Origin of the sequence: Streptomyces sp. NPDC051555, assembly GCF_044454405.1 — a bacterium.
Taxonomy (GTDB): Bacteria; Actinomycetota; Actinomycetes; order Streptomycetales; family Streptomycetaceae; genus Streptomyces.
In genome coordinates this window covers 37,698-54,804 of record NZ_JBITDP010000034.1, presented here as the reverse complement: position 1 = coordinate 54,804, position 17,107 = coordinate 37,698, and the positions used below count along the sequence as shown (strand labels likewise).

Genomic DNA, 17,107 nt, shown 5'->3' with positions numbered 1-17,107 from the left:
GGACAGGCCGGGTAATACCGCAATACTGCCGCCGGAACTTCCCCTCGGGCCTTGATCCGCTTTCTATATTCACCGTATGCGACGACGGACTTTGAACATCCTGCTGACGGGTACGGCATCGGATTCCCATACATGGAATCTGGTCTATCTCCAGTTGCTGCTGGAGGAGGAGGGGCACCGGGTGCACAACCTCGGCCCCTGCGTACCGGACCGGTTGCTCGCCGACACCTGCGCCGACCGGGAGCCGGACCTCGTGGTGATCAGCAGTGTGAACGGGCACGGATACCGGGACGGGCTGAGCGCGGTGCGCACCCTGCGCCGCGCGGACCACGCCTTCCCCGTCGTCATCGGCGGCAAGCTCGGGGTCGCGGGGACCGCCGACCCCGTGCAGCGCGGTCGGCTGTTCGACGCGGGGTGCGACGCCGTCTTCGACGACGGCGACGTGGCGGCCCTGCGGGAGTACCTCGGTTCGCTCACCGGCATCCGGGTCTTCGCGTGAACGGCGCCCCCTCCTTCGGCTCCTTCGTCGCCGACGCGGCGGCCGCCGGAGCGCTGGTCGTCCAGCCCCGGATGGGGTTCAGCGACCCCGCCCGGATGCGGGACGGCCTGGAGCGCACGAAGTCCGCCGTCGCCACCACCGTCGGCACCCTGACCATCGACAGCTACACCCGGGTCGGCGATCAGGACGCCGCCCGGGCCGCGCTCGCCGAGGGCACCCCGCTCAACGGCTACCCCATCGCGACCCACCCGGCCGCCCTGACCCGGTCGCTGCTGGACGGCGTGCTGGACCCGGGCTTCCCCGTCCAGGTGCGGCACGGCTCCTCGCGGCCCGAGTCGATCATCCGCGCGCTGACCGCGGCCGGGCTGGACGCCACCGAGGGCGGGCCGGTCTCGTACTGCCTGCCCTACGGCCGCACCCCGCTCGCGGAGTCCGTCGACAACTGGGCGCGCTGCTGCGAGCTGTTGGCCGCCCTGGTCCCCGCCCCGCGGGTGCCGCACCTGGAGAGCTTCGGCGGCTGCATGCTCGGCCAGCTCTGCCCGCCGGGGCTGCTGGTCGCGATCAGCCTGCTGGAGGGCCTGTTCTTCACCCGGCACGGCCTGCGCAGCATCTCCCTCAGCTACGCGCAGCAGACCGATCCGGTGCAGGACGCCGAAGCGGTACGGGCGCTGCGCCGCCTGGCCGGGGAGTTCCTGCCGGCCGGGGTGGACCACCACGTGGTGCTCTACACCTACATGGGGGTCTTCCCCGGCACCGAGGACGGGGCGACCCGACTGCTGGAGGCCTCGGCGCAGCTCGCGGTGCGGGCCGGGGCGCACCGTCTCATCGTCAAGACCGCCGCCGAGGCGTACCGGATCCCGACCGTGTCGGAGAACGTACGGGCGCTGGAGACGGCGGCGGCGACCGCGGCCCTGGCCGAGGGGCCCGCGGAGCCGGGCGACATCGACGCCGCGGGCGACAGCGAGGTCTACCGGGAGGCGCTCGCCTTCGTGGAGGCCGTACTGGAGCTGGGCGACGACCTCGGCCGCAGCCTCAAACTGGCCTTCTCCCGCGGCCTGCTGGACGTCCCCTTCTGCCTGCACCCGGACAACGCGGGCCGCTCCCGCAGCGTGATCGACCCGGGCGGGCGGCTGCGCTGGTCCGAGGTCGGCGCGATGCCGGTGAGGGCCTACCGCCCGCCGAGCGGCGCCACCCCGATGACCGCGGACGGCCTGCTGGCCGCCGTCCACGACGTGGCGCGCCGCTTCGACGCCGTACCGGTCCCCGCGTGAACGCCCCCGCCCAGCCATCGACCGACCGACGCACCCGCACACTCACAGGAGTCGACATGGAGCCCTACGGCGCCACCCCGCCCACCACCGCGATGTCCACCGCCGCACCGCACACCCCGCCCCCGCTCGGGGAGCACCTGCGCTCGCCGCAGTTGCGGGCGGCGATGCTCGTCCAGCAGGAAGTCCTGTACGCGGCGCGGGAGTTCTTGCGCGGCGAGGGATTCGTGGAGCTGCTGCCGCCGCTGGTGGGCCCGGTCACCGATCCGGGCGGGCGCGGCGCGAAGGCGCTGGACGTCGACTACTACGGCGAGCCGTACAAGCTGATGACCAGCGCGATCCTCTACAAGCAGGCCTCGCTGCGCGGTTTCCCGAAGCTCTTCTACATCGCCCCGAACGTCCGGGTGGAGCCGCCGGAGACCGCGACCACCGGCCGCCACCTGGTCGAGTTCCACCAGATCGACGTGGAGATCGCCGGCGGCTCGCGCCACGACGCGCAGGAGATCGCGGCCGGGCTGCTGACCCGGGTGGCCGAGCACGTGTGGACGGCCGTCCCCGACGTACTGCGCGAACTCGGGCGCGAGGAGATGGACTTCGCCGAGCTGCGGTCGGGCAAGTACGACGCCTGCACGCACGAGGAGGCGGTGGCGCGGCTGATCGGCCGGGGCCACCCGCAGAGCCCGGACGCCGAGATCGACTGGGCGGGCGAGAAGGTGCTCTCCCTGGAGGCCGAGCGGCCGTTCTTCATCAACGACTACCCGAAGGGCTCGCGCGGCTTCTACGACCGCGAGGACCCCGACCACCCGGGCCTGCTGCGCAACTTCGACCTGATCGCCCCCGGCGGCTACGGGGAGCTGGTCAGCGGCAGCGAGCGCGAATCGCACTACGCGACGATCGTGACCCGGATGCGGGAGAGCGGCGAGAACCCGGCGAAGTACGCCTGGTACCTCGAACTGGCCCGCGAGGGCATCCAGTCGAGCGCCGGCTTCGGCATGGGGCTCCAGCGCCTGGTCCGCTTCCTGACCGGGCTCGACGCCCTGTGGCAGGTCAGCGCCTACCCGAAGCTGCCGGGGGTGATCGCCCCGTGAGCGCGCTGACGGCGGCGGGCTTCCCGGAGCGCGCGGTGCGCGCCCGGGCCCGCGCGGGGACGGCCGAGGTGTTCCCGCCCGCGGACACCTACGGGACGCAGCTGTACGGGGCCCGGGAAGCGGATCCGACCGACGGGCCCTACCCGGCGGACGCGCTGGACGCGCTGCGGCCGACGCCGCCCGTGTTCATGCCGCGGCGGCTGGAGAAGCTGATCGACCTGGGCCGGGAGCCCTCCTTCGAGGACGTGGACCTGCGCACCAAGGTCGGCGGGTTCGCCGCCGAACTCCCGCTGTACCTCTCGGCGTTCGGCTCCACCCGGGTGGGCAGCGGGGACCTCGGCGTGGCCGCGGGCGCGCAGGCGGCCCGGCTCGGCATCCCGATGGTGATCGGCGAGAACATGGTGCCGGTGCACGGCTACCGGCGCGGCGGCGACGGGATGCGCTCGGCGCTGCTGGCGCGGGTGGCCGCGTACGCCGACAACCTCGCCGACGGGGTCGGCGGGGTGGTGGTGCAGCAGTCCACCGAGGACGCCGACTCCGAGGTGTGGAACCTGCTCTACAGCGATCCGGGCACCCGGCCGCTGCGCGATTCGGGCCGACTGGGCTTCGAGTTGAAGGTCGGGCAGGGCGCGAAGCCGGGGCTCGGCGGGATGACCGTGGTCGACGCCGCGCAGGCGGAGCGGCTCGCCGGGAAGTTCACCGTGCGGGAGCTGCTGGGCGCGGGCCGGCACCTGCGGTGCGCGAGTCCGGGCACCTTCACGGAGGAGATCGTCCGCCAGCAGCTGCGCTTCATGCGGAACAACTTCCCGCTGGCCCGGACCTGGGTGAAGTTCCATCCCGGGCGGGACATCGCGGCCGCGGCCGCCACCGCCTGGGCGGCGGGCGCCGACGCGGTGACCGTGGACGGCGCCGAGGGCGGCACCGGCTGGGCGCCGCGGGTCTTCCTCGACCAGGTCGGCCTGCCGCTCGCCGAGTGCCTGCGCCGGATCGGCAGGCCGCGCGGGGCGCTGCTGGCCACGGGCCGGATCTGGGAGGGCGGCCGCACGGTGCGGGCGCTGGCCCTGGGCGCGAGCGCCGTGGGGCTGGGCCGGGCGGCGCTGCTCGCGGTGGACGAGGACCCCGAGGAGGGGCTGGTCCGGCTGGTGGCCGCGCTGGCCCTGGAGGTCCGGCTGCTGACCAGCGCGCTGGGCAAGTACCACACGGCCGACCTGTCCCCCGAGGACCTGTGGGACCCGCGGGAACCGCGGCTCCCCGCGGACGCCCCCGCCGGGTCCCGGTCATGAGCGCCCCGCGCGGCTCCGCGTCCCGCCCCGGGGACCGCGCGCGCGAACGTCGGCGCGGCGGGCCCGGGCGGCGGGCGGGCCGGGTGCGCGCCGTGTTCCGGCCGGGCGAGCTGCCCGGGGTGGCCGTGGCCGGGCCGCCGCGGCTCGTCCGGGTGGCCGGGAGCGCCGCCGCCCGGGCCCTCGCCGAAGCGGGCCTCGGCCATCTCGGCGGCCGCCTGGAGGTCCATGCGTACGACCGCGCACCCCGACCCGGAGCCCTCGCGCACGCCGCCCGCCGGGCCGTGGCGCTCGCCCTGCGCGGCGCCCGGAGCACCCCGGCCGGCGCCTCCTCCTCGCCCTTCCCCTCCACCCCTCACAGAAGCGGTGCCTGATGGATACGAACACCACACCCACACCCGCCCCCTCCGCCGCCCCCGTGCAGTGGGGCCGGGTCGGCTCCTTGGTCGGCGGCCAGGCCGCCGTCCAACTGGGCAGCTTCGCCCTGCTGATCGCGATGAACTGGACCGCCGTGCAGCTCGGCGGCACCCGGGCGGTGACCCTCCTGATGCTCGCGGCCACCGTGCCCCGGGCCCTCATGCTGATCTTCGGCGGGGCGGTCGCCGACACCCTCGGCCCGCGCTTCGTCCTGCTGCGCACCACCAGCGCCCGGGTCGTCCTGCTCGCCACCGGGGCCGTGGTCACCGCCACCGCGCAGCAGCTGTGGCCGCTGGTGACGATGGCGCTGATCGAGGGCGTCCTGCTCGGTCTGGCCGGTCCCGCCTCCGGGGTGCTGCTGCCGATGTTCGCCCGTGGGGACCAGCTGGCCCGCGCCAACTCCCTCTACGCCATGGTCCTGCGCGTCGCACCCATCCTGGGCGCGCCGGCCGGCGCCTGGCTGATCACGGTCGGCGAGCTGTGGGTCGCGATGGTGGTCGGGGCGGTCACCGGGGCGATCTGGCTCGGCTGCCTGCTGCACGTCACGCACGGGTTCACCCGTCCCGCCCGCGAGCCCGGCGTCTCGCTGATGAGGCGTTCCGGTGACGGATTCCGCCTGCTGGCCCGGCACCCGCGACTGCGCTGGATGTTCATCGCCTCGCTCTGCCTGGACATGGCCTTCAGCTGGCCCGCCGAGGTGGCCCTGCCGCTGCTGGTGCACCAGCGCGGCTGGGGCGTGGGCGCGGTGGGCGTGGTGCTGGCCGCCTTCAGCGTGGGCGCGCTGGGCTCCAGCGCCGCGGGCGCCGTACTGGCCCACCGCATCTCGATGTTCGTACGCCTCGTCGTGACCGGGGTGGGTCTGGCGGCCGGGATCCTGGTGATGGCGCTGATGCCCTCGGTGCTCTCGCTCACCGTCGTGGCCGCCGCGGTCGGCCTGCTCTCCGGGCTCAACGGCCCCGCGATCGTGACCCTTTACCAGCAGTCCGCGCCGGAGGACCGGATGGGCGCGGCGATGTCCACGCTGTCGCTGGCGGGCATCGGTACCGCGCCCCTCTCGATCGCCGTCTTCAGCAGCCTGTCGCTGTTCCTCGGGGTGCAGACCACCTGGTTGGTGTGCGGGACGATCGCCTTCGTCTCGCCGGTCGCCGCGGTGATGGCGCTGCGGACCCCGGCGAAGACCGGGGAGCCGGCCGAGAGCGCCGCCCTCCCCGCGGCCGCCCCCGTCCCCGCGTCCGTGTGAGGGGCGACGATGACGATCCTCACGACGCGCACGGCGCCTCCCCCCACCGCCGACCTGTTGGTCCCGTCGCGGCTGTCGGACCCCGGCCCGGCACGGGCCGCGCTGCTGCCCGCGGGCCCCGACCTGTGGTTGGTGGACACCACCGGCTACCGGGCGCACGCCGCCCGGCACGCGCCCGGCACGCTGGACGCCCAGGAGCTGGCCCGGGCCGCCGAGTTCGTCCGGGCGGCGGACCGTGACGCGTACGTCTGCGCCCACGTGGCGCTGCGCCGCCTGCTGGGCGCCTACCTCGGCATCGCCCCGCGGGCGGTGACGGTGGACCGGGCACCCTGCGCGCACTGCCAGGAGCCGCACGGTCGGCCCGTACTGCCCGGCGGGGCACTGCACTTCTCGCTCTCGCACTGCCACGGGCTGAGCCTGCTGGCCTTCGCGACCGTCCCGGTCGGGGTGGACGTGGAGGAGGTGCCTTCGGCGCGCACGATCGCCGAGACGGCGGACGTGCTGCACCCGCGGGAGGCGGCCGAGCTGGCGGTGCTGCCCGCCGCGGAGCGGCCCCTGGCCTTCACCCGGGTCTGGACGCGCAAGGAGGCGTACCTCAAGGGGCTGGGGGTGGGCCTCTCGGAGGATCCGGCGGCCGACTACGTGGGCTCGGGGCCCGTTCCGGCCCTGCTCGCGGACTGGGCGCTGACGGACGTCCTGGTGCCGGAGGGGCACTGCGCGGCGGTGGCGCTACGCAACCCCTATCCGTGACCTGTGACATGTGAAATATTACCTGCGCCCCGGCCGAACTCCCAGAAAGGTCAGCCACGTTGCGCAGACTCGTCGCGGCAGGAGCGGCGATAGCCCTCGCCCTCCTCGCCACCCCCGCGCTCTCCCCCACCGCGCTCGCCGCGGTCCCACCCGCCCCCGCATCCCAGCTCGTCCAGAGCGAACAGGCGGCGGCCCCGCCGCCCGCACCCCTGGAACTACAGCGCCAAGCCCTTCGCCGCCAGGCCCTCGAAGAGATCGCGGCGGGGCCCGGCGCCGGGGCCGGAGCCCTGCGGGCCGAGCCGGACGGCACCCTCCCGCGCACCGCCAAGGTCGGCAAGCGCTACGTGGAGCTGGCCCAGGAGCGCAAGGACAAGGTGTTCGTGATCCTGGCCGAGTTCGGCGACCAGGTGGACACCACCACGCAGTACGAGGGCAAGCCGCGCTTCGGCGGCACCCCGGGCCCCCGGCACAACACCATCCCCAAGCCCGACAAGAGCGATAACCACACCCTGTGGCGCAAGGACTTCAGCCGGGCCTCCTACCAGCAGCAGTTCTTCTCCGACGCCCCCGGCGCGGTCAGTCTGCGCTCCTACTACGACCTCCAGTCCTCCGGCCGCTACGCCATGGACGGCCAGGTCAGCGGCTGGGTCAAGCTCCCCTGGAACGAGGCCCGTTACGGCACGGACAACTGCGCCGAACCCGGCCAGTGCCGCACCAACTGGGACCTGGTCCGCGACGCCACCGACGCCTGGTACCGGGGCGAGGTCGCCAAGGGGCGCACGGCGGCCCAGATCAAGGCCCAGCTGGCCGAGTACGACGTGTGGGACCGCTACGACGCCGACCACGACGGCAACTTCAACGAGCCGGACGGCTACCTCGACCACCTCGTCATCGTGCACGCCGGCAAGGACCAGACCTGGGGCGGCGGCGCCCAGGGCAAGGACGCCGTCTGGGCACACCGCTGGTTCGCGTACTACGACCAGGCCGGTACGGCGGGCCCCGCGGGCAACAAGGCGGGCGGCACGCCGGTCGGCGACACCGGGATCTGGGCGGGCGACTACCTGACCGGCGGCGAGAACAGCGGTGTCGGGCTCTTCGCCCACGAGTTCGGCCACGACCTGGGCCTGCCCGACCTCTACAGCTCGGACGGGGACAACAGCGTCAACTTCTGGTCGCTGATGTCCTCGGCCTCCTACCTCGGCAAGGGCCGGGGCACCACCGGCGCCTTCCCCGGCGACCTGGACGCCTGGAGCAAGCTCCAGTTGGGCTGGCTCGAATACACCGAGGCCGACGCGGGCCGCAGGACCAAGGCGGTGCTCGGCGTCTCCGGCTACAACACCGACGATCCACAAGCCCTGTTGGTGCACCTGCCACCCTCGGTGACCCGCACCGAGCTGGCCGATCCCTACGAGGGCGCGGCGCAGTGGTGGAGCGGCACCGGCGACTTCATGGACAACACGCTCACGCGCTCCGTCGACCTCACCGCTCTCGCGGCCGGCGCCCCGGCCCGGCTCGACGCCCGGGTCTGGTACGACGTGGAGCAGGACTTCGACTTCCTGACCGTGGAGGCCTCCACCGACGGCGGGACCACCTGGGCGGCGCTGCCCGGCACGGTCGGCGGCGCCGCCATCCCCGCGAAGGGGATCTCCGGCACCTCTGGCGGCTGGGCCGAACTCGGCGTGCCGTTGGGCGCGTACGCGGGCAAAAACGTCTCGCTGCGACTGCGGGTGACCTCGGACAGCAACACCCACGGCAAGGGCGTGGCCTTCGACGACCTGCGGATCACCGCGGACGGCCGCGAGCTGCTGCGCGACGGTGCGGAGCAGGGGGCGAACGGCTGGACGGCGATCAAGTGGTCGCGCACCGAGGGTCGTTACGGAACCGAGCAGCACCCGCGCGCCTACGTGGTGGAGAACCGGCGCTACACCGGCTTCGGCGAGTACCTCAGAACGGGACCGTACAACTTCGGGCAGGGCGACGACTCGGTGGAGTTCTACCCCTACCAACAGGGCGTGTTGATCTGGCTGTGGGACACCGCGTACAGCGACAACACCACCAAGGCGCATCCCGGCGGGGGCCTGCTGCTGCCGGTCGACGCCCGGCCCGGGGCGCTGCGGTTCACGGACGGGTCGCTCGTCAACGCGCGGGCGCAGACCTTCGACGCGACGTTCTCCCTGCGGCCGAGCGACCGGATCGTGCTGCACAAGGCGGGGGCGCCGCTGGTGGTGCCCGCGCGGCCGGGCGTGCCCGTCTTCGACGACCGGCACGGCAGCTACTGGAACGCCGAACTGCCGCAGGTCGGGGTGAAGGTGCCGGACACCGGGACCCGGATCGCGGTGGTCAAGGAGGCGTCGGGCGGGGCGCTGACCACCGTGCAGGTGAGCCCCTCGTCCTGACCCGAGGTGCCCCTATGATGACCGTGCACGGCCGTCCGGGCCCGGGTGACCGGATCCCGGCGGCAGTGCGATCCACAACTTCATGCGTGCGTGACCAGGGGAAGCCGGTGCGAATCCGGCGCTGACCTGCAACCGTGTGCGGCCCGCCGCCCCTTGGGGCGGCGGGCCGCGAGTCGGAGCACCTGCCACGGCACGCCGAATGCTTCCACTGTCATGGACTACAGCGCGAAGAAAGGCATCCCGCCATGCGCAGCACGCTCATACGCCGTACCGCCGTCACCGCCGCCGCCCTCGGGCTGGCACTGACGGCCGCCGCCCCGGCCGTCGCCCACACGACCGCCGCCCGCACCAACGCCCCGGTCCTGGTCCGGCTCACCGTGCAGGGCCCCGACGGCAACCTCTTCAAGGGCCTGGTGCTGACCAAGGGGCACGAGGTGACGACCGCGACCGGCGGCACCCACAAGTGCGACGGCACCAACGGCGCGCAGAACCCGAGCCCGGTCCCCACGCCCACCGCCGCCCTCGATGACGCGGCCCGCCAGCGCCACTTCGGCTGGGACGGCACCTGGTACGCGTCGTTCGACGACTTCTCGGTGGACACCGTCAAGAACGTCTCCGGCGGGGGCGCGGCGTACTGGAACATCTCGGTGAACGGCGTCTCCACCCCGGTCGGCGGCTGCCAGTTCAAGATCAAGACGGGCGACGAGGTCGCCTTCACCTGGACCTCCTTCTAGCGGCCGGCCGCGGGGATTCCTTCGGCGCGGGACGCGTGTGCTTCGGCGGGTACTCCCCGTCAAGGGTGTCGGTTACCATCCGAGCTACCTCAACCGACCTCTGTAGCCCCAGAGTTGGTCCGCACCGCCAAGGAATCCCCGTGATCAGCTTCGAGAACGTCAGTGTGAAGTACGACGACGCGCCCCGATCCGTGCTGCGGGACGTGAATCTGACCGTCGAGGAAGGCGAGTTGTGCCTGGTCGTCGGGCGCACCGGCGTCGGCAAGTCGACGCTGCTGGGTACGGTCAACGGACTCGTGCCGCACTTCACCGGCGGCACCCTGTACGGCCGGGTGACCGTCGGCGGTCGGGACACGGCCGAGCATCCACCGCGTGAACTCGTGGACCTGGTCGGTGTGGTGGGCCAGGATCCGCTCGACGGCTTCGTCACCGACACCGTCGAGGAGGAGCTGGCCTACGCGATGGGACAGCTCTCCGTGGAGACGGCCGTGCGGCGCGCGCGGATCGAGGAGACCCTCGCCCTGCTGGACCTGACCGGGCTGCGCCACCGGCCGCTGCACGAGCTCTCCGGCGGCCAGCAGCAGCGCGTGGCCATCGGCTCCGTCCTGACCGCGCACCCCCGGGTGCTGGTGCTGGACGAGCCGACCTCGGCCCTCGACCCGGCGGGGGCCGAGGAGGTGCTGGCGGTCGTCACCCGGCTGGTGCGCGAGCTGCGGATGACGGTGCTGCTCTCCGAGCACCGGCTGGAGCGGGTCGCGCAGTACGCGGACCGGGTGATCCACCTCCCCGGGGACGGGACCGTGGTGTCCGGGCGGCCCGCCGAGGTCTTCCGTACGTCGACGGTCGCGCCGCCCGTGGTGGAGCTGGGGCGGCTCGCGGGCTGGACCCCCCTGCCGCTGTCGGAGCAGGAGGCGCGCCCGGCCGCGGCCCGGCTGCGGACCCGGCTGGCCGGGCGGATACCGGCTCCGGTGCGCCCCGCCGCGCCGACGGGCGGGGGCGAAGCACTGCGGGCCGGCGGGCTGACCGTGACGCACATGGGGCTGCCCGCGGTGCACAAGGTGGACCTGGTGCTGCGCGCCGGGGAGGTCACCGCCCTGATGGGACCCGGCGGCTGCGGCAAGTCCTCGCTGCTCCACGCCCTGCACGGGTCGGGGCCGCGGCGTTCCGGCACGGTGACGGTCGGGGGCGAGGGAGGCCGGGACCCCGGGACGCTCCCGGCCGCCGAGGTCCGGCACCTGGTCGCGATGGTCACCCAGACGCCCACCGACCTGCTGAGCCGGGTGACCGTACGCCAGGAACTCGCCCAGGTGGACGCGGAGTCGGCCGCCTCCGGCGTGCGCTCCGCGCGGGAGCTGCTGGACCTGCTGGCGCCCGGGGTCGACGACGCCATGCACCCGCGGGACCTCTCCGAGGGCCAGAAGCTGGCGCTCGTCCTCGCCGTCCGGCTCTCCGCGACGCCGGGGGTGCTGTTGCTGGACGAGCCGACGCGCGGCCTGGACCACCGCGCCAAGGCGGCGCTGATCCGGATCGTCGACGAGCTGGCGGCGCGGGGCACGGCGGTGCTGATCGCCACGCACGACGTGGAGTTCGCCGTGCGGGCGGCCGACCGGGTGGTGCTGATGGCGCAGGGCGAGACCCTCGCGGACGGCCCGGCCGCCGAGGTGCTGGCGACCTCGGAGACCTTCGCCCCCCAGGTCGCCCGGATCCTGGTTCCGCTGTCCTGCCTGACCGTGGAGCAGGTGGCGGGGATGCTGGACGGTCCGTGACCCGGCGGGCCGGACCCGGCCGTCGTCGCGGGCGGCCGGCCGGCGGCCGTCCGGCGGCGGGTCAGCCGCGCGGCACCACGCTCGCCAGCACGGCGGGCAGCGGGTACCAGTCGGCCGAGACCACGGAGGCGTGGTACTGCCCGGCGAGCAGGGCGACCCGGTCGCGGGCCTGCGCCTCGGTGGGCCGGGTGCCGTCGATGGCGGGCGCGACGCCCTGCGCGTCGGTGGCGATCAGCAGGTAGTGGTTGCGGTCGTACCAGCCGGTGTCGATGGCGGGCGCGATGTAGGCGCTGGCGTCCCCGTCGAAGACCACGAACCAGGGGCGCAGCGTGGCGTCGGCGTAGCGCGTGCGGGGATCGCCGGCCTCCGCCCGGTGCACCGCGGGGAAGGCGGCGGCCTGACCGAGCCGTCCGGCGGCGGCGAGGGTGCGCAGGTGGGTGGCGTACTCGCGGTCGGTCCAGAGGGTGTCGGCGCCGTTGCCCTCCTCCACGGTGCCCGGGATCAGCTCGATCAGGAACTTCCCGGCGAGGTCGGAGCGGCTCGGCCAGGCTCCGGCGCGCGCGGCGCTGTCCAGGTCGGGGTGGCCCGCGGCCAGGTCGCCGGGCCGGTAGAGGGCGTCGCCCAGGCGGGCGCCGAGCAGCGCGTCGAGGTCGGCCGGGCCGCGGCCCAGGTTGGCGGCGAAGCCGTCCTTGAGTTCCATCTTGAGGATGACCGGGCGGTGGCCGGGGTGCGCGTCGTGCCAGCTGCGCAGGTCGGCGAGGCAGCCCGCAAGGTTCTGGTTGCGGGACTTGGTGCGCAGTTGGGCGGGGGTGGTGGCGTTCTCGCAGTTGTTGTCGTTGCCGATCGGATTGCTGTGGGAGACCCGCCAGGAGCTGCCGAAGAAGTTGGTCCACACGTCGAGTTCGAGCATCGCGGCGCCGGAGTCCAACGCGTCGGCGAAGTAGGGGTACTTGGCCTTCTCGTAGGCGTTGTGCACGCCGACGCCGGTGGACCCGGCGAAGGGCAGGCCCGCGCCGGGGACCGCGACCGGCGCGGGGGCGGCGCCCGCCGCGGCCGGGGCGAGCGCGAGGACGACGGCCAGGGCGGCGGTGACCACCGCGGCCGTCCGGTTGCGGGAACTCATGGGCTTCTCCCCTACGGGTCCAGCCGACGCCGGTGCGGCGGCAAGTCGGCTGGAGCGTAAGGGAGTTGGGTGAAGAAGGGGAGGACCGCGAGTGGCCCGCGGGTGGCCCGGGGGCGCCGCGGCCTAGGGGCAGGTGACCGTCCAGGTCACCTTGACGTGCCCGTCGTCGTCCCCGTAGAAGTCGTTGGTCCGGGTGCCGGGACGGTCGGTGTAGGGGTCCCAGGCGACGGTGCCCCGGGCGACCAGGTCGTCGGCCGAGGAGGCGTCGTGGTCCCAGAGGTACACCCCGATCTCCAGCGGGGCCGGGCCGCCGTACGCCGCTCCCGTGCCGACCTGTTGGTAGAAGTACGGGTCGGGATCGGTGCGGGCGCCCTTGTTGGGGAAGGTGGACGGATCGGATCCGGACCGCGACCAGGGCGTGCCGCGGGCGCCGTCGGCGGCGCGGACGGTGAGGGAGCCGTAGAGCGCGGGGCGGGTCGTGCCGTCGTCGAAGTACGTCAGCTCGGCGGCGTCCACCCGCACCCGGCACTGCGGCACCCCCGCGACGGGGGTGACCGTGTAGGTGACGGTGGCCTCGCCGCCGTCGACGCCCAGGAACCGGGCGGTGCGGCGACCGAAGCCGAGCGAGGGGTCCCAGTGGATCCGGCCCGCGGCCATCACGTCGTCGTTGTTGCCCGCGGTGCGGTCGGCGTCGGTGAGGTAGGCGGTGACGGTGGCCCCGTCGGTGAACACCTGGCTCCGGGCCGTGTCGTCGAGGCCGAACCAGGGGTCGTGGGCGGGGAAGGCGGTGGCGCCGGACCGGTCGCGGTGCCACAGGGAGCGGCCGGCGCCGTCCGTGGTGAGGGTCAGCCCGTCGTACAGCTCCGGGCCGCTCTCGCCGGAGGAGGTGAAGCGCGCCTCGTCGACGGTGATCCTGAACGGGCCGGTCCGCAGCTCCACCGTGCGCACGGGATCGATCGAGAACTCCTCGACGATGCGCCGGCGCACCCAGTCGTTGCCGAGCAGGCCGAAGTGCGAGGGGCAGCCGCTGTCGCCCTCCGGGAGGACGTGGTTGACGGCGCCCGCGAGCTCGGTGGAGCGCGGGGCCCGGCTGTCACCCGGCGGGATCTGCTGGTCGCAGGCGGAGCTGAAGGTGGTGTAGCGGGTGGCGCCGGGGGTCTCGTCGCCCGCGTTGAGGGAGTCGAGCAGGTCACTGCCCGGGGCCATCTCGGCGAGCGAGGCGGCGTGGACGTCGCAGAACGTGCCGAAGGGGCCGCACGGCGAGGCGTCGCCCGCGCCGTGGTTGGGGCCACCGAGGGAGACCCAGGAGCGCACCCGCGCACTCCCGCCGTCCTTCAGGAACCTGCGGGTGAGCAGGCTGCCCATGCTGTGCGCCACGATGTCGACCGGGCGGTCGCCGAAGCGCTCGGTGAGGAAGGCGCCGAAGCGTCCGGCGTTGGAGGTGTTGGTGGCGGCCCAGTCGTAGCCGAACTCGGCCAGGTCGGCGGAGAGCCAGCCGTGCGCGTGGAGGTAGTCCTCCAGCCCGTCGAGGGAGGCCGCGGTGTCCCCGTAGCCGTGCACGAGGACCACGGGGGTGCGTTGCTGCGCGGTGGCCGCGGGCGCGGCCGCGGGCGCGGTCACCGCGCGGGCGAAAGGGGCCGCCAGCAGCGTGACGATGAGCGCGAGAACGACGGCGAGCGGGGTGAACAGGGCAACGGGCAGGGGGCCGGTGGGGAGGACGGACGGAGCAGGGGGCAGCGTCCGGGCGGCACGGCGCATGGCTCTCCTAGGGCTGCGTCACCGTAATGTGACTGGCGGGTAGCAAGGTAGCCCCGGGGCGATCAGTTTGCGAGGGCTGCGCACGACGGCCGTGTTAACGGGGTGCCCGGGCAGTCGACTTCCGTGGCCGGGCAGTCGACTTCCGCGCCCGGGGCGCGACTTCCGAGGCCGTCATCCCCACCGTGCTCGCCGCCGCCGAGCCGGACCCGCTCAAGGCGGCTCCGGACGCGGTGCGGCACGCGCCGCACACGTACGGGGAGCACCACCCCGAGCTTCGACGCACGGGGCGGATCAGGCGTGGGCGGGCCGGCGCCGGTCGGGGGTGAGGAGGTAGGCGATCGCCATGTCGCCGAGCTCGTCGGCGTACCGGCGCCTGGCCGCTTCACCGGTGGCGGGGTCGGGGCGCACGGAGTTGTGGAAGCAGGCGCCGAGGACGGCGCGGGCCACGGTGTCCAGGGCCGCCTGCGGTGAGGAGCGCCGGATCTGGTCGGCGTACGGGGCCGCCGCTTCGAGCAGGAGGCGATGGATCTCGGTGATGGTGCGGGCCCCGCGCTCCAACGAACGGGCCTCCCGCGCGCGCAGCAGCTCGGGGAAGAGGCCGCTGCTGTCGGCGAAGGACTGGAGCAGGGCGTGCGCGTAGGCGTCCATGACGCCGGAGAGCGAGGGCTCGGCGGTGCGCAGCCGCTCCGCCACGTACTCCTCGCGCCGCTCCAGCATCCGCTCGGACAGGGCGGCGATCAGCTGCTCCTTGTCCTCGAAGCGGCGATAGATCGTGCCGACCGAGACGCCGGCGCGTTCCGCGACGGCGGCGATCGTCATCTCCTCCAGGCCGACCGAGGTGGCGATCTCCTCGGCCGCCCGCAGTACGCGGGCCAGGGTCGCGGCGCTGCGGGCCTGCCGGGGTTCTCGGTAGGACGCTGGGCGGTCCGGCTCCTCGGTCATGTCCCGCATGGTAGCCGCGCCGCTCCCAGCAGGCCCTTTTGACAACCGGTGCACCCTTCGGCGTACCCTCATTATGTGAACGTGAATTCACATTCACATCTCAATGGAGGCGCGATCATGACCGACGACCAGACTCTCCCGACCCCCCGGACGCTCCCGCCCGTTTCCGTGACGCTGGAGACCGGGCCCGCGAATGCCGGGAGCATCGACGACTTCGAGCTCTTCTACGCCCGCCGCGCCCTGGACCGCTTCCGGACGCTGCTGGGCCGCCAAGGGCTCCTCGACCTCCTGGCCCCGGACATCGAGGCGGGCAACGCGTTCCTGCGCGAGTGCGCCCGCAGCTCCGCCGGCAGCTTCAAGGCGGGCACCACCGTGCTCGCGGTGAAGGGCCTCACCTCGGGTGCCTTCCTCGCCTGGATGGACCGGGCGTTCGCGGGCGACGAGCGCGCACTCCTCGCGGCGCACCCCGAGCACTACGTGATGGGCACCGACTCCATCGGGGCGCGCGTGGTGGAGAACATCGGTCCCCACATCGCCGACTTCTACATGGGCGGCTGGGGAACGGACCAGCTGGCCTGGGCGGCGGACGCCGACGAGCTCCTCCCCGAGTCGGACTTTCCGCGCAAGATGTCCTCGAACCTCTTCCTGGCCGACGGCACCGTCGTCGGGCGGGCGCTGATCCAGTTCGGCGACACCGCCGACGGCTTCACCGCGAACCTGACGGTCTACTTCCCTCGCACCTGCCCGGACGAGGTCCTGGACCACCACCTCCGGCACTACGCGGTCGAGTTCAGGAACTGGATCGTCGCCGCCGCTGCCGCCGGCGCCTGAGTTCCGCCCGCCGGCCGGGCTACCGCTGCGCCCCGAGGCCGTACGAGACGGACGTCAGCCGCTCGGAGGCGGACCACAGGGCCGCGGCGGAGGTGTCGTCCAGGGTCCACTTGGCCCGCCACGACGGGACGGGAGCGCCCCGCCAGCCGAGCTTGGGCCCGATGAAGGCGTCCGGACGCACCCCCGGCGCGGTCGCCGCGTACAGGGTGGGGAGCGCGCCCGACGCGGCGCTCTGCGCGATGACGACGTTCGCGAACCCCATCACCCGCTCGGTCACCCTGCGCCCCTCCTGCTTCGCGGCGGCCGTCTGCAGATTGGTGTCGGCGTAGCCGGGGTGGGCGGCGGCCGCCACCAGGTCGGAGCCGGCGGCGGCGAGCCGGCGGGACAGCTCGTGCACGAAGAGCAGGTTGGCGGTCTTGGAGCGGCCGTAGGCGATCCAACGGCGGTAGCCGCGCTCGCCGTGCAGATCGGTGAGGTCGACGTCGCCCAGGGCGTGGAAGCCGCTGGAGAGCGAGACGACCCGGGCGCCGGGCGCGCGCAGCAGGTGCGGCAGGAGCAACCCGGTGAGGGCGAAGTGCCCGAGGTGGTTGACCCCGATCTGGGTCTCGAAGCCGTCGACGGTCCGCCCGTACGGCAGGGCCATCACCCCGGCGTTGTTGACGAGGAGGTCGAGGGCGTCGTGCCCGGCGCCGAAGCCCGCGGCGAACTCCCGCACGGAAGCCAGGTCGGCGAGGTCGAGCGGGGCGAACTCGACCCGCGCGCCCGGCACTTCGCGCCGGAGCAGCTCCTCGGCGGCCCGACCCCGGGCCTCGCTGCGACAGGCGAGCAGGACCCGCGCCCCGCGCCGGGCCAGCTCGCGGGCGGTGACGTAGCCGATCCCGCTGTTGGCCCCGGTGACCACGGCCGTGCGGCCGCTCTGGTCGGGGATGTCGCTCGCTGTCCAGCCCGGCATGCCGGCTCCTTCTCCCGAGACATCGGAGTTACCTGTGGTAACCACCTCGTCCCGCACCCTATC

15 protein-coding genes and 1 riboswitch are annotated in these 17,107 nt (G+C 73.9%); of the genes, 11 read left to right on the top strand and 4 right to left on the bottom strand.

What is annotated here, in order from left to right; genetic code table 11:
• Positions 1–76 precede the first annotated feature (76 nt).
• The 10 genes from ACIBEA_RS39560 (at position 77) to ACIBEA_RS39515 (ending at position 11,438) form a co-directional block, all read left to right on the top strand.
• Positions 77–499: a cobalamin B12-binding domain-containing protein gene (locus ACIBEA_RS39560; RefSeq protein WP_399268429.1), complete on the top strand. Its 423-nt coding sequence runs from the start codon at positions 77–79 to the stop codon at positions 497–499.
• Positions 496–1,770, top strand: coding sequence for a methylaspartate mutase (locus ACIBEA_RS39555; RefSeq protein ID WP_399268427.1), 1,275 nt, complete (start codon positions 496–498; stop codon positions 1,768–1,770). Before ACIBEA_RS39560 ends, ACIBEA_RS39555 begins: the two co-directional genes overlap by 4 nt.
• A 56-nt stretch (positions 1,771–1,826) precedes the next feature.
• On the top strand, positions 1,827–2,855 hold the full coding sequence (locus ACIBEA_RS39550; RefSeq protein WP_399268425.1) for an asparagine synthetase A: 1,029 nt from the start codon (positions 1,827–1,829) through the stop codon (positions 2,853–2,855).
• Positions 2,852–4,138 carry a glutamate synthase-related protein gene (locus ACIBEA_RS39545; RefSeq protein ID WP_399268423.1) on the top strand — a complete coding sequence of 429 codons (1,287 nt, stop codon included), beginning with the start codon at positions 2,852–2,854 and terminating at the stop codon, positions 4,136–4,138. The genes ACIBEA_RS39550 and ACIBEA_RS39545 overlap by 4 nt, the downstream gene beginning before the upstream one ends.
• Complete coding sequence (locus ACIBEA_RS39540) at positions 4,135–4,509, top strand: hypothetical protein (protein ID WP_399268421.1); 375 nt, start codon at positions 4,135–4,137, stop codon at positions 4,507–4,509. The genes ACIBEA_RS39545 and ACIBEA_RS39540 overlap by 4 nt, the downstream gene beginning before the upstream one ends.
• On the top strand, positions 4,509–5,792 hold the full coding sequence (locus tag ACIBEA_RS39535) for an MFS transporter (protein WP_399268419.1): 1,284 nt from the start codon (positions 4,509–4,511) through the stop codon (positions 5,790–5,792). Before ACIBEA_RS39540 ends, ACIBEA_RS39535 begins: the two co-directional genes overlap by 1 nt.
• A 9-nt stretch (positions 5,793–5,801) precedes the next feature.
• Entirely contained in the window at positions 5,802–6,542 is a 741-nt protein-coding gene (locus ACIBEA_RS39530; RefSeq protein ID WP_399268417.1) for a 4'-phosphopantetheinyl transferase family protein, read from the top strand.
• 59 nt (positions 6,543–6,601) lie between these two features.
• On the top strand, positions 6,602–8,938 hold the full coding sequence (locus tag ACIBEA_RS39525) for an immune inhibitor A domain-containing protein (protein WP_399268415.1): 2,337 nt from the start codon (positions 6,602–6,604) through the stop codon (positions 8,936–8,938).
• Positions 8,939–8,989: 51 nt separating this feature from the next.
• Positions 8,990–9,143, top strand: a riboswitch (cobalamin riboswitch).
• A 40-nt stretch (positions 9,144–9,183) separates the two neighbouring features.
• Complete coding sequence (locus ACIBEA_RS39520) at positions 9,184–9,672, top strand: DUF4430 domain-containing protein (protein ID WP_399268413.1); 489 nt, start codon at positions 9,184–9,186, stop codon at positions 9,670–9,672.
• A 140-nt stretch (positions 9,673–9,812) separates the two neighbouring features.
• On the top strand, positions 9,813–11,438 hold the full coding sequence (locus tag ACIBEA_RS39515) for an ABC transporter ATP-binding protein (RefSeq protein WP_399268411.1): 1,626 nt from the start codon (positions 9,813–9,815) through the stop codon (positions 11,436–11,438).
• A gap of 61 nt (positions 11,439–11,499) precedes the next feature.
• Here ACIBEA_RS39515 and ACIBEA_RS39510 read toward each other — a convergent pair whose 3' ends face one another.
• From ACIBEA_RS39510 to ACIBEA_RS39500, 3 genes are all read right to left on the bottom strand, one after another.
• Positions 11,500–12,561 (bottom strand): phosphatidylinositol-specific phospholipase C domain-containing protein, encoded by a 1,062-nt coding sequence (locus ACIBEA_RS39510; RefSeq protein ID WP_399268409.1) that lies wholly within the window; start codon positions 12,559–12,561, stop codon positions 11,500–11,502.
• Between the two features lie 123 nt (positions 12,562–12,684).
• Positions 12,685–14,319, bottom strand: coding sequence for an esterase/lipase family protein (locus tag ACIBEA_RS39505; protein WP_399268407.1), 1,635 nt, complete (start codon positions 14,317–14,319; stop codon positions 12,685–12,687).
• Positions 14,320–14,610: 291 nt separating this feature from the next.
• Complete coding sequence (locus ACIBEA_RS39500; protein WP_399268405.1) at positions 14,611–15,261, bottom strand: TetR/AcrR family transcriptional regulator; 651 nt, start codon at positions 15,259–15,261, stop codon at positions 14,611–14,613.
• A gap of 117 nt (positions 15,262–15,378) precedes the next feature.
• Here ACIBEA_RS39500 and ACIBEA_RS39495 point away from each other — a divergent pair, with 117 nt between their 5' ends.
• Positions 15,379–16,092 carry a hypothetical protein gene (locus ACIBEA_RS39495; protein ID WP_399268403.1) on the top strand — a complete coding sequence of 238 codons (714 nt, stop codon included), beginning with the start codon at positions 15,379–15,381 and terminating at the stop codon, positions 16,090–16,092.
• Positions 16,093–16,111: 19 nt separating this feature from the next.
• Here ACIBEA_RS39495 and ACIBEA_RS39490 read toward each other — a convergent pair whose 3' ends face one another.
• Positions 16,112–17,044, bottom strand: coding sequence for an oxidoreductase (locus ACIBEA_RS39490; RefSeq protein ID WP_399268401.1), 933 nt, complete (start codon positions 17,042–17,044; stop codon positions 16,112–16,114).
• Positions 17,045–17,107 lie beyond the last annotated feature (63 nt).

Excerpts from the sequence above, each read along its gene's own strand:
- ACIBEA_RS39540 (WP_399268421.1), top strand. The coding sequence starts at position 4,135 with ATGAGCGCCCCGCGCGGCTCCGCGTCCCGCCCCGGGGACCGCGCGCGC.
- ACIBEA_RS39535 (WP_399268419.1), top strand. The coding sequence starts at position 4,509 with ATGGATACGAACACCACACCCACACCCGCCCCCTCCGCCGCCCCCGTG.
- ACIBEA_RS39530 (WP_399268417.1), top strand. The coding sequence starts at position 5,802 with ATGACGATCCTCACGACGCGCACGGCGCCTCCCCCCACCGCCGACCTG.
- ACIBEA_RS39510 (WP_399268409.1), bottom strand. The coding sequence starts at position 12,561 with ATGAGTTCCCGCAACCGGACGGCCGCGGTGGTCACCGCCGCCCTGGCC.
- ACIBEA_RS39495 (WP_399268403.1), top strand. The coding sequence starts at position 15,379 with ATGACCGACGACCAGACTCTCCCGACCCCCCGGACGCTCCCGCCCGTT.
- ACIBEA_RS39560 (WP_399268429.1), top strand. The coding sequence starts at position 77 with ATGCGACGACGGACTTTGAACATCCTGCTGACGGGTACGGCATCGGAT.
- ACIBEA_RS39520 (WP_399268413.1), top strand. The coding sequence starts at position 9,184 with ATGCGCAGCACGCTCATACGCCGTACCGCCGTCACCGCCGCCGCCCTC.
- ACIBEA_RS39490 (WP_399268401.1), bottom strand. The coding sequence starts at position 17,044 with ATGCCGGGCTGGACAGCGAGCGACATCCCCGACCAGAGCGGCCGCACG.
- ACIBEA_RS39500 (WP_399268405.1), bottom strand. The coding sequence starts at position 15,261 with ATGACCGAGGAGCCGGACCGCCCAGCGTCCTACCGAGAACCCCGGCAG.
- ACIBEA_RS39550 (WP_399268425.1), top strand. The coding sequence starts at position 1,827 with ATGGAGCCCTACGGCGCCACCCCGCCCACCACCGCGATGTCCACCGCC.
- ACIBEA_RS39505 (WP_399268407.1), bottom strand. The coding sequence starts at position 14,319 with ATGCGCCGTGCCGCCCGGACGCTGCCCCCTGCTCCGTCCGTCCTCCCC.